10 protein-coding genes are annotated in these 10,928 nt (G+C 70.8%); 2 read left to right on the top strand and 8 right to left on the bottom strand.

The genetic code is table 11. From position 1 onward, the window contains the following. Positions 1 to 30 precede the first annotated feature (30 nt). From nirJ to P1J78_RS22670, 8 genes are all read right to left on the bottom strand, one after another. Positions 31 to 1,239, bottom strand: coding sequence for a heme d1 biosynthesis radical SAM protein NirJ (gene nirJ, locus P1J78_RS22635; RefSeq protein WP_275569655.1), 1,209 nt, complete (start codon positions 1,237 to 1,239; stop codon positions 31 to 33). Then, on the bottom strand, positions 1,239 to 1,721 hold the full coding sequence (gene ahbB / locus P1J78_RS22640) for a siroheme decarboxylase subunit beta (RefSeq protein WP_275569656.1): 483 nt from the start codon (positions 1,719 to 1,721) through the stop codon (positions 1,239 to 1,241). The genes nirJ and ahbB (P1J78_RS22640) overlap by 1 nt, the downstream gene beginning before the upstream one ends. After that, on the bottom strand, positions 1,718 to 2,167 hold the full coding sequence (locus tag P1J78_RS22645; protein WP_275569657.1) for an Lrp/AsnC family transcriptional regulator: 450 nt from the start codon (positions 2,165 to 2,167) through the stop codon (positions 1,718 to 1,720). Before P1J78_RS22645 ends, ahbB (P1J78_RS22640) begins: the two co-directional genes overlap by 4 nt. Continuing rightward, positions 2,164 to 3,156, bottom strand: coding sequence for a siroheme decarboxylase subunit beta (gene ahbB / locus P1J78_RS22650; protein WP_275569658.1), 993 nt, complete (start codon positions 3,154 to 3,156; stop codon positions 2,164 to 2,166). The genes P1J78_RS22645 and ahbB (P1J78_RS22650) overlap by 4 nt, the downstream gene beginning before the upstream one ends. After that, on the bottom strand, positions 3,156 to 4,271 hold the full coding sequence (locus P1J78_RS22655) for a cytochrome D1 domain-containing protein (RefSeq protein WP_275569664.1): 1,116 nt from the start codon (positions 4,269 to 4,271) through the stop codon (positions 3,156 to 3,158). The genes ahbB (P1J78_RS22650) and P1J78_RS22655 overlap by 1 nt, the downstream gene beginning before the upstream one ends. Before the next feature lie 107 nt (positions 4,272 to 4,378). Continuing rightward, complete coding sequence (locus tag P1J78_RS22660) at positions 4,379 to 4,690, bottom strand: c-type cytochrome (protein ID WP_275569659.1); 312 nt, start codon at positions 4,688 to 4,690, stop codon at positions 4,379 to 4,381. Beyond that, positions 4,683 to 5,465 (bottom strand): uroporphyrinogen-III C-methyltransferase, encoded by a 783-nt coding sequence (gene cobA, locus P1J78_RS22665; RefSeq protein WP_275569660.1) that lies wholly within the window; start codon positions 5,463 to 5,465, stop codon positions 4,683 to 4,685. The genes P1J78_RS22660 and cobA overlap by 8 nt, the downstream gene beginning before the upstream one ends. A 78-nt stretch (positions 5,466 to 5,543) precedes the next feature. Then, the gene (locus P1J78_RS22670; protein ID WP_275569661.1) at positions 5,544 to 7,298 is read right to left on the bottom strand and encodes a nitrite reductase; all 1,755 of its coding nucleotides are present in this window, start codon (positions 7,296 to 7,298) and stop codon (positions 5,544 to 5,546) included. Positions 7,299 to 7,410: 112 nt separating this feature from the next. Here P1J78_RS22670 and P1J78_RS22675 point away from each other — a divergent pair, with 112 nt between their 5' ends. Further along, positions 7,411 to 9,447, top strand: coding sequence for a NosR/NirI family protein (locus tag P1J78_RS22675; protein WP_275569662.1), 2,037 nt, complete (start codon positions 7,411 to 7,413; stop codon positions 9,445 to 9,447). Continuing rightward, on the top strand, positions 9,444 to 10,634 hold the full coding sequence (locus P1J78_RS22680; RefSeq protein ID WP_275569663.1) for an NnrS family protein: 1,191 nt from the start codon (positions 9,444 to 9,446) through the stop codon (positions 10,632 to 10,634). Before P1J78_RS22675 ends, P1J78_RS22680 begins: the two co-directional genes overlap by 4 nt. The last annotated feature ends 294 nt before the right edge of the window (positions 10,635 to 10,928 follow it).

Here is a 10,928-nt window from a genome sequence, read left to right on the forward strand (position 1 = left end):
GAGTGCGCCAGCACTCCGAAACCAGACCCCTCAGACATAGGAATGCACCGGGTCATGTCGCTTTCCTCGGAACGGTGTGGTCTCCAGCCGGTCGCCCTCGGCCACGCCGATCTCCGCGCCGGTCAGGTAGCAGGCCGGATCCTCGGCCCAGGGGTCGCCGGTCAGCTGCAGCGCCCGGATGCGCGTGTTGCCGCCGCAGACGTCGCGCAGGCTGCACGCCCCGCAGCGCCCTTTCAGCGGCCGCGGCCGGGTGCGCAGCGTCGCCAGCATCGGGTCGTCACCGGTCCAGATTCGCGAAAACGGCCTCTCCTTCACGTTGCCCACCGTGTAGCCCGACCAGTAGGTGTCCGGATGCACGTTGCCGAGGAAGTCGATATTCGCCACCCCGAGCCCCGAGGCATTGCCGCCCCAGGCCGCCAGGTGCCCGCGCACATGCGCCGCGCGGTCCTCGTCGAAGTTCCGCCGCACCCAGCGCAGGAAATACCCCGCGTCGGCGTCGTTGTTGCCGGTCACGATGTCCAGCGGCATGTCCTCGGCCACGGCCACCCAGGCCCGGTCCATCAGCAGATCCAGCGCCGCCCGCGTCCGCAGGTGCGCCGCGTCCTCGCCGCGGTTCTTGTCGCCCCGGCCGGCATAGACCAGGTGCGAGAGATAGAACTTGTCCACCCCCTCGTCGTCGCACAGCTGCAGCAGGTCCGGCAGGCAGCGGTGGTTGCCCTCGGTCAGGGTAAAGCGCAGCCCCACCTTGATGCCGCGCGCCTTGCATTCGCGCACCCCGCGCAGCGCCTCGACAAAGGCGCCGTCGACACCGCGGAACCAGTCGTTCGTCGCGCCGATCCCGTCGATCGAGATGCCCACATAGTCGAAGCCGATCTCCGCCACCCGGTCCGCCGTCTCGCCGTGGATCCGCGTGCCGTTCGTCGACAGCGCCAGCATCCGCGCCTTGCCGCGCGCCCGCGCCGCGATGTCGAAGAAATCCTTGCGCGCCAGCGGCTCGCCGCCCGACAGGATCAGGCCCAGGACGCCGTACTCGCCCAGGTCGTCCAGCACGTCGAAGGCCTGCGCCGTGTCCAGCTCGCCGGGGAAATCCACGTCGGCCGAGACGGTATAGCAGTGCCGGCACTTCAGGTTGCAGCGGCGCGTCAGGTTCCAGATCACCACCGGCTTCACCGGCCCGGCGCGCGGGCGCACCGGGGTCGGCGCCACCAGTTGCCGCATGTACTCCGTCAGGCGAAACATCACCCCTCCTTCCGGCGGAGCCGCAGCCCCGTCTTCTTCAGAATCCGCGTCGAATACAGGATGTCGTGGCCCCGGCAGGCGTCGCCCAGCAGCCCGGCGATCCGCCGCCGCTTGGCCTCCACCTCCTCGCGCGAGGCGCCGTGGACCATGGCGAACAGGTTGTAGGGCCAGTCCGGCAGGGCCCGCGGCCGCTCGTAGCAATGCGTCACGAAGGGCAGCGCGCCGACCTGCGCGCCCAGCGCCGCGACCCGGTCGTCGGCCACGTCCCAGACGGTCATCCCGTTGGCGACCATCCCCAGCCGGTAGTGGTTCGGCGCCACCCCGACCCGCCGGATCGTGCCGCTGTCCCGCATCGCCCGCAGCCGCGCCAGCAGCTCGTCCTCGCCGATGCCCAGCCCGTGCGCCACGGCCGCGTAGGGCTCGGCCACCATCGGCAGCCCGCCCTGCACCGCGCTCACGATATCCCTGTCCGTCACGGTCATGCCGCCACCCGGAAGCCGATGAAGAATTCCTGCAGTTTCGGGAAGCGCAGCACGTCCAGCCCCGTCTCCCGCTCGATCGCCCCGGCCGCCTCCGCGATCCCCTCCGGCGTTTCCGTCGCCAGCACGAACCACATGTTCAGCCGATGGTCGCGCTCATAGTTATGCGCCACCTCCGGCATCGCATTGACTTTGGTCAGGACCGCCTCGAACGCCTCCGCCGGCACGGCCATCGCGCACAGGCAGAACGCCCCGCCCATCGCCGCCGCGTCGAAGAACGGGCCGAAGCGCGTGACGACGCCGGCCGCCTTCATCCGGCGCAGCCGCGCCAGCACCTCCTCGACGGACAGCCCAAGCTCCGCCGCGATCCCGGCAAAGGGCGCGGGCGCCAGCGGCAGCCCTTCCTGCAGCCGGTTGATCAGCGCCCGGTCCAGAGCATCCAGCGTCATGCCCGCTCTCCTTCCCGGTCCGCGATCAGCGCGCCGGTCTGCTTGAAGCAGCGGGTCGAGAACAGCACCTTGTGCCGCGCCCCCTTCAGCCCGGGCAGCGCCCGCACCCGGGCCAGCGCCTCCTTCGCCTCGGTCCGGCTGCGCGCGTGGATCATGTTGTAAAGCCGGTAGGGCCAGACGCCTTCCACCGGCCGCCGCTCGTAGCACAGCGTCACGCCCGGCAGCGCCGCCAGCGTCGGCCCGACCTCGCCCGCCACCGCGTGGCTCACGTCCCAGACGCACATCGCGTTCGACCGCCAGCCCAGCGCCCGGTGCCGCACGATCACGCCCAGCCGCGCGATCACGCCCGCCGCCTGCAGCGCGATCACCCGCTCCATCACCGCCGCCTCGGGCCGCATCAGCTCGCGCCCCAGCGCCGCCCAGGGATGCGGCTCCAGCGACAGCCCGCGCGTCAGCCGCTGCAGCAGCTCCCGGTCGCCCGGCCGCATCGCCGTGGCGTCGACGGCGCGCGCCGCCGGCGGCTTGCCGCCGCCCCCGGCCATGCGAAAGCCGAGATCCACGTTGAACGGCCGCACCAGCCGCAGGTCCAGCACCGGCCGTTCGGCGTTGCGCGAGATCCGCGCCAGCGCCCGGTTCACGTGCCGCCGGTCCGGCCCGGTCGCCACGAACCACAGGTTCCAGGCGTCCTCGCGCAGGTAGGAATGGTTCACGCCGGCCTCGGCGCCCACGACCCCCGCGATCCGCTCGACCTCCTGCGGGGCCGCCTGGATCGCGGCCAGGGTGCTGGCCGACACGGTGTTCGGCGCACAGGTCGCCCCCACCCGCGTGATCCGCCCGGCCGCCTGCATCCGCGCCAGCCGGTCCAGCACCTCGGCCTCGCAGACCCCCGCCTGCGCCGCCAGCACGGCGAAGGGCCGCGCCTCGACCGGGAAATCGCGCTGCCAGTCGTCCAGCAGCGCACGGTCCACGGGGTCGGCGACGTTCTTCATCACAGCCCCGTCCGATGCGCGCGGGCGGTGAAGAAGATGCCCGAGGGGCTGTCGGCCGCGATCTCGCCCAGCTTCTCGAAGGTCTGCGTGTCGTAGACCAGCACCTTCCCGGCGTCGCGGACCGAGATCCAGACCTCGTGCCCCCGCGCCGTAAACTCCATGTGCAGCACGGCCGGCCCCGGCTGGAAGCTGTGAACCACCTCCTTGGTCACCGTGTCGATCACCTGCACCGTGTCGTTCAACGGATGCGCGAAGTTGACCCAGACCTGCCGCCCGTCCGGCCGCGCCATGGCAAAGACCGGCTGGCCGTGGGTCTGGGTGCGCGCCGTTTCGGTGAAGTCCCGCGCATCGACCCACAGCACCTCGTGCCGGCCGACGGCGGGCAGCACGAATTCCTCGCCCGCCAGCGCCCAGCCCTCCAGGTGCGGCATCTTGTAGACCGGCAAAGGCGCCTCGCCGCGGCCGTATCCCGGCAGCACGCCCATCGGCTCGGGCGTGTCGTCCCACAGGTCCAGCGCGGTCAGCCCGTCCTCGCCGAAGAGCCCGGCGATATAGGTCCGCCCGTTCCCCGTCACCAGCGCGTCATAGGGGTTCTCGCCCACGCCGGCGATCTTGGTGATCTCCGGCGCACCGCCGGACATGTCCGCGATCCAGGTCTCGCCCGCGTCCCACAGGCTGAACACGAACCGCCGCCCCGGCGCGTCCACCAGCCCGATGGTCTTCGAGCCCGTGGGAATGTCCGCCACCATCTCCAGCGTGTCGGCATCGAAGATGCGCACCCCGCCGGGCTCGTAGTTCGACACGGCCACGAGTTCCCCGTCGTCCGAGATCGCCCCGCCGATGGCGTTGCCCGCCTGCACGACCCGCGCGGCGATCTCGCGTTCGACAAGGTCCACCTTGGTCAGCCCGCCGTCGCGGCCGAAGACATAGGCAAAGCGCTCGTCCGGCGAATAGACCAGCGAGGCGTGGGACAAGTCCCCCAGCCCCTCGATCCGCTCCAGCGCGGCGCGCTCCGACTGGTCGATCAGCAGGACCGATCCGGTGGCGCGCTCGATCACCAGCCCCAGGTCGCCAGTGGCGACCGTATCCGCCAGCGCCGCGGTGCCGGACAGCATCAGCGCCGCCAGCGCGCCGCGCAGAGTCCTTGCCCCGCGTGTTTCCGAACGCGCGAGCCAAGCCGCATCGAAACGGCTTGCGCCGGCCCGGCCGATTGCCCCCCGTCTCATTCGCTCTCTCCTTCCAGCAGGTAGTCCGCGATCCAGCCGGCCTCTTCCTCGGTCATCAGCGGCGACCAGGGCGGCATCGGGGTGCCGGGGATGCCGTTCAGGATGACGAAGGCCAGCCCCTCGCGGTCGTAATGCGCCACGCTCTCGGCGCGCAGGTCCGGGCCCAGGCCGCCCTTCAGCGTCATGCCGTGGCACGAGCCGCAGTCCTGCCGCACCAGCCGCTCCAGCGCGTCCGCGTCCACGTCCACATCTCCGCCGGCGACGTCGGTCGCCAGAAGGATCAGCAGGAACACCAGCAGGCTACGCATGGGCCGCCGCCATGGCCCGCGCGGCCACGGCCCCCGGTATCCCGGCCTCGGCATAGAGCGCCACGACCCGGCCGATCACGAACAGCACCGGCGCGCGCAGCTCCGCGTCGCGCACGTCCCGTCCGACCGCGTCCAGCCGCGACACCAGCCGCCGCTCGTGCCGGGTGGTGGCCTGCGCCACCGCCAGCACCGGCGTGGCCGGATCCAGCCCCTCGGTCATCAGCCCGATGGCGATCTGGCCGATATTGGCCACCCCCATGTAGACCACCAGGGTGGTGTCCGGGTCGGCCAGCCGCTTCCAGTCCAGGTCCAGCACCTGGCCCGCCTGCCGGTGGCCGGTGACATACTGCACCGACCCGGCCAGCCCGCGATGGGTCAGCGGCACGCCCGTGGCGCTCGCCGCCGCCTGCGCCGCGGTGATGCCGGGCGCATAGGCCACCTCGACCCCGTGGGCGCGCAGATGCGCCGCCTCTTCCGAGCCGCGCCCGAAGACCAGCGGGTCGCCGCCCTTCAGCCGCGCCACGACGCGGCCGCGGAGCGCATGGTGCAGCAGCAGCTCGTTGATCCGCTCCTGCGGGACGGGATGGCATTTCGGCGCCTTGCCGACGGGAATTCGCGTCGCCCGGCGCGGACAGAAGGCGAGGATCTCCGGCGATACGAGCCGGTCGTACAGCACGACATCCGCCTCGGACAGCATGCGCATGGCGCGGAAGGTCAGCAGTTCCGGGTCGCCCGGCCCGGCCCCGATCAGATACACTTTGCCCAAAGCTTCCATGCTGCATTCCCCGTCTGGCGTCCGGCTCGATAGGATGGGACCGGCGGGCGGGGGGTCGCCCCCGCCCGCCGCGTTGGCTCAGTAGATGTCGTTGCGGGTGTTGAAGACGTTGAACTTGCCGGTCGGCGTGATCAGGCGCTCGTCCTTGATCACCGACTTCAGCTCCAGCGTCCGGTCATCCACGACGACGATGGCGCTTTCCATGTCCTTGCCGTTCCAGACCGAGAACCAGATCTCGTCGCCCGCCTTGTTGAACTCGCCCTGCACGACGCGCGGCTGGCCTTCGGTAACTCCGGCCCATTCCACGATCGGCAGAACCTCGTATTCCGGCTCTTCCTGGTCCATCTCGTCGATCTTGAAGACGGCGATGGAGCCCGAGACCTCGGCGTCGGGGTTCAGCGGCGCGTCCACGTAGAGGTGGTTCGACGTCGGGTGCGTCTTGACGAACAGCGACCCGCCGCCCATCGCCCACAGCGTCTGCACCACCTTCCAGGCGTGCTCGGGATGGCCTTCGGGGTCGGTCCCGATCAGCACGACGCTCTCGTCGCCCAGGTGCGAGGTCGCCCAGACCGGGCCATAGACCGGGTGGTCGATATTGGCGCCGCGGCCCGGGTGCGGGGTCATCCCGCCGGTCTCGACCAGGTCGACCAGCTTGCCTTCCTTGGTGTCCACCACCGCGATCTTGCCGCGGGCGTTCGCCGCCACCAGGAAATACCGCTTGGTCGAGTCGAACCCGCCGTCGTGCAGGAAGCGCTCGGCCTCGATCTCGGTGACCTGGAGGTTCTCGATGTCCTCGTAGTTCACCAGGAGGATCTTGCCGGTCTCCTTCACGTTCACGATGAATTCGGGCCGATAGTGCGACGCGACGATCGCGGCGACGCGCGGCTCGGGGTGGTAGGTCTGCTCGTCATAGATCATGCCGCGGGTCGACTTGATCTTGATCGGCTCCAGCGTGTCGCCGTCCATGATCACGTATTGCGGCGGCCAGTAGGTGCCGGCGATGGCGTACTTGTCCTCCCAGCCCTCCATCTTCGAGGTCTCGATCGAGCGCGCCTCCTGGCCCAGCTTGATCTGCGCCACGGTCGTCGGCTCTTCCATCCACAGGTCGATCATGTTGACCAGCGCGTCGCGCCCGATGGTGAACAGGTAGCGGCCCGAGGCGGACATCCGCGAGATGTGCACCGCATAGCCGGTGTCGATAATCTTCTCGATCTCGTAGGACGACCCGTTGATCAGCGCCACCTGCCCGGAATCGCGCAGCGTCACCGAGAACAGGTTGTCGATGTTCAGGTCGTTCATCTTCTCGGTCGGCCGCGCCTCCGGCGGCACCATCAGGTTCCAGCTCTCGCGCATGTCGGCCAGGCCGTATTCCGGCGGCTGCGCCGGCTCCAGCAGCAGGTAGCGCGACATGATGCCGATCTCTTCCTCGGTCATCTCGCCCGAGGTGCCCCAGTTCGGCATCCCGGCGGGCGAGCCGTAGGTGATGAACGCCTCCAGATGCTCGTAGCCCAGGTCGCGGGTAATGTCGGTCGTCAGCGGCTTGCCCGTCGCCCCCTTGCGCAGCACCCCGTGGCAGCCGGCGCAGCGCTGAAAGTAGATCTGGTTGGCGATGTTGTATTCTTCCTGGGTCATCACCGGATCGCCGGGCTTGAAGCCGGGGATCTCCAGGTTCAACTCGCCCAGCGTGTCCAGCTCGGCGGTGTAGGATCCGGCGGGGCTGTCGTCGTGGACCTTTTCGGGGTCGTCCTGGGCCGCGGCGCTTCCCGCGGCGGCCAACGCCAGCGCGGCGCTGGTCAGCAGCAGTCGGCTACGTATGGCTTTGATACTTTGCATGACGGTGTCTCCGTGAAGCTGGTGAGGCCACCGCCTGTCTTGCACCCCGCCCCGGACCCCTCCTTGACTTTCGTTAAGGAGCGACAGACGTGCCGGAGATACATCTTTCCCCATGAAACGCGCGCTTGAAGTCGAACCGTTCGCGGTGCTGTGCCTCCTCGTGGCCGCGCTCCTCTGCGCGGTCCCGGCGGCGGCACAGCCCCGCCTCGGCTCCGAGACGCGCATCGCCCCCGCCGAACCCGACGCCGCGCTCGCCGCCGCCCTGTTCGGGGTGCCCGGCCCCGTCACCCTGGTGCGCACCGAAACCCCGGTGCCCGGCTGGCAGGTCGCCGCCGCCGACGGCACGCCGCTCGGCCGCATCGGGTCGAGCTGGGAGATCGCGACCTCCGTCGGCTATTCCGGCCGCCCGATCGACATGCTGGTCGCCGTGACCCCGCAGGCGCGCATCGCCGGCGCGCGGCTGATGCAGCACTCCGAACCGATCCTGACGCTGGGGCTGACCGACGCCGACATCGCCCGCTTCGTCGCGGGCTTCGCGGGGCTCGACCTGACCGCCCCCGGCCAGGCCGATGCGCTGCGCTTCATCTCGCGCGCGACGGTCACCACCGCCGTGATCCGCGACACGATCCTGCGCACCGGCCGCACCCTGGCGCTGGCCGACGGCGGCGCGGGCGGCGGCCGGATCGACCGGCTGACCTACGAGCCCCACGACTGGGCCGGCCTGGCGCAGATCGGCGCGGTGCAATCGGCCACCATGACCATGGCAGAGGCCGCCGCGGCGCTGGCCGGCGCCGACCGCGTGCCCGAGCCGGGCGAGGGCCATTTCCTCGACCTCCACGTCGCCCTGCTCGACCCGCCCGAGATCGGCCGCAACCTCCTCGGCCGGCGCACCTATTCCGGCGCCATGGGCGATCTGCCGGCCGACCGCGTCGCGCTGTTCGTCGCCTCGCGCGGGCTGCACTCGCATCGCGGGCTGGCCTGGCGCCGCACCGGCACCTTCGACCGCGTCGCGGTGATCCAGGACGGCCGCCGCTTCCCCGTCACCGACACGGGCTACCTGCGCCTCGACGAGTTGGCCGCCGAGGGGGCGCCGCAGTTCCGCGAACGCAGCCTGTTCCGCATCGGCGGCGACGGCTTCGACCCGGCCGCGCCGTTCCGCGTCGCCGTCACCGCCACCCGCGACGGCGCCACCGGCCCGGTCACCGCAACCCTCGCCGTCGACTACGCCCTGCCCGAGCGCTTCCTGCTGCCGCCGCCCCCCGAGGACACGCCGCTCTGGCAGGAGATGTGGCAGTCCAAGCGCCCCGCGATCCTCGGCGTCGCGGCGATGCTGACGGTGCTGACCGGCATCCTGTTCGTCCAGGACTCCATCGTCCGCCGCCCGATGCTCTGGCGCCGCCTGCGGCTGACCTTCCTGGCGGTCACGCTGGTCTGGCTGGGCTGGACGGTGAACGCGCAGCTCTCGGTCGTGCAGGTCGTGGCCTTCGTGCAGTCGCTGCTGTCGGGCTTCCGCTGGGAGACCTTCCTCGTCGAGCCGCTGATCTTCCTGTTGTGGAGCTTCGTGGCGCTCGGTCTGCTGTTCTGGGGCCGCGGCGTGTTCTGCGGCTGGCTCTGCCCGTTCGGCGCGCTGCAGGAACTGACGAACGAGGCCGCGCAGAAACTCGGCGTGAAACAGATCCAGGTCCCCCACGCGCTGCACCAGCGGCTCTGGGTCATCAAGTACACCCTGTTCCTCGCGATCCTCGCGCTGTCCTTCTACTCGATGAAAGACGCGCTGATCCTGGCCGAGGCAGAGCCGTTCAAGACCGCGATCTCGATGCGCATGATGCGCGCCTGGCCCTTCGTCGCCTTCGTGCTCGTCGTGCTGGCGGCGGGGCTGTTCATCGAGCGCTTCTACTGCCGCTACCTCTGCCCGCTGGGCGCCGCGCTGGCGATCCCGGCGAAGCTGAAGATCTTCGACTGGCTGCGCCGGCGGCCGCAATGCGGGCGCGAATGCCGCCTGTGCGAACCCAAATGCACGGTGGGGGCCATCGACCCCATCGGCCGGATCAACCCCAACGAGTGTGTCCTATGTCTGAGATGTCAGGTGATCTACCACGACCCGAAAACCTGCCCCACGCTGAAGCGCCGCGCGCGGTCGGCCGCATGACCGCCGCGCTGCGCCGCGTCCTGTCCGAGGGCTTCCGCGTCTTCTTCCTGTGCGCCGGGCTGTTCGGCGTGTTCGCCGGCGTCGCCTGGGGGCTATACCTCGGCGTCCACACCATGGGCGGGCTGATCACCGAGCTGCCCTATTCCATGGCGCCGCATTACTGGCACGGGCACGAGATGATCTTCGGCTTCGCCTCGGCGGCCATCGGCGGCTTCCTCCTGACGGCGGTGCCGAACTGGACCGGCGGCACGCTGGCGAAGCCGCTGTTCATCGGCACCGTCGCCGCGCTCTGGCTCGCCGGGCGGCTGGCGATGTGGTATTCGGCGTCGCTGCCCGGCGCGCTGGTGGCAGCGGCCGACCTGTCCTTCGTGCCGGTCATCATGGCGCAGGTCGCCTGGCAGCTGACGAAACGGCCGAAGCCGCAGAACGTGATGTTCCTGCTGTTCCTCACCCTGTTCTGGACCGGCAACCTGCTGACCCATCTCGACTGGCTGGGGGTCTCGGGCTACACGCTGGAACAGGGGCTCTACGGCGGCCTGCTGGCGGTCTGCGCGATGATCTCGGTGCTGGGCGGCCGCGTGACGCCCGCCTTCACCCGCAACGCCATGCGCCGCGAGGACGCGCCCGAGGCCGCCTGGCCCGTCAGCCGCCCCTGGCTGGAACGCGCCGCGGTGCCGCTGGCGCTGCTCCTGCCGGTGCCGGTGCTGGCCGGCGCCTTCGCCTGGGCCGCGCCGCTGGCGCTGGCACTGGGCGCGGTGCAGATCGTCCGGCTGACCGGCTGGCGCCCGGGCTGGGCGCTGCGCCAGCCGATCCTGATCGCGCTGCATAGCGGTCTGGCAATGCTGGGCCTCGGCCTGATCCTCTGGGGCGCGGCCGTGTTCGGCTACGGCTCCGAAGTCGCGGCGCTGCATGTCCTGGGCATCGGCGCGGTCGGCGGCATGACGCTGGCGGTGATGAGCCGCGCCGCGCTCGGCCATTCCGGCCGCGACCTCGTGGCGCCGGGGCCGGTGGCGCTGGCCTACGCGCTGATCCCGCTGGCCACCCTCCTGCGCTGGCTGGGCTCGGCGCTGTCGGGCGGGTGGTACTTCCCCACCGTGCTCGCCTCCGCCGCGCTCTGGAGCCTCGCCTTCGCGCTGTTCACCGCCGCCCTCTGGCCGGCGCTGACCGGCCCGCGCCGCAAGGACTGACACGCTGCGGCAAGGCGTTTGCAAACGCCTTGCGAGGCGCCTCCGACGGCCGGGGCAATGTCGCCGGATGGCGACCCCGGCCGCGGGACGGGCGGGCAGCGCCCGCGGCGGATCCGGCGTCGGCCAGGGTAGGCGTCCGCTCACGCTACACGACACTGCTTCCTCGGCATTGCCGAATAGCGGCCCCGGTCGAGCGGAACGCCGTGCAGCGCCGACCCGCCGGGGCGCGGTCGAGCTTTGCGATGCCGGAGACATAAGCATGTATGTCGAACACTTGGCACCGTCCTCGCCAGT

It is taken from the genome of Psychromarinibacter sediminicola, assembly GCF_029168335.1.
In the GTDB taxonomy this organism is placed as follows: domain Bacteria; phylum Pseudomonadota; class Alphaproteobacteria; order Rhodobacterales; family Rhodobacteraceae; genus Psychromarinibacter; species Psychromarinibacter sediminicola.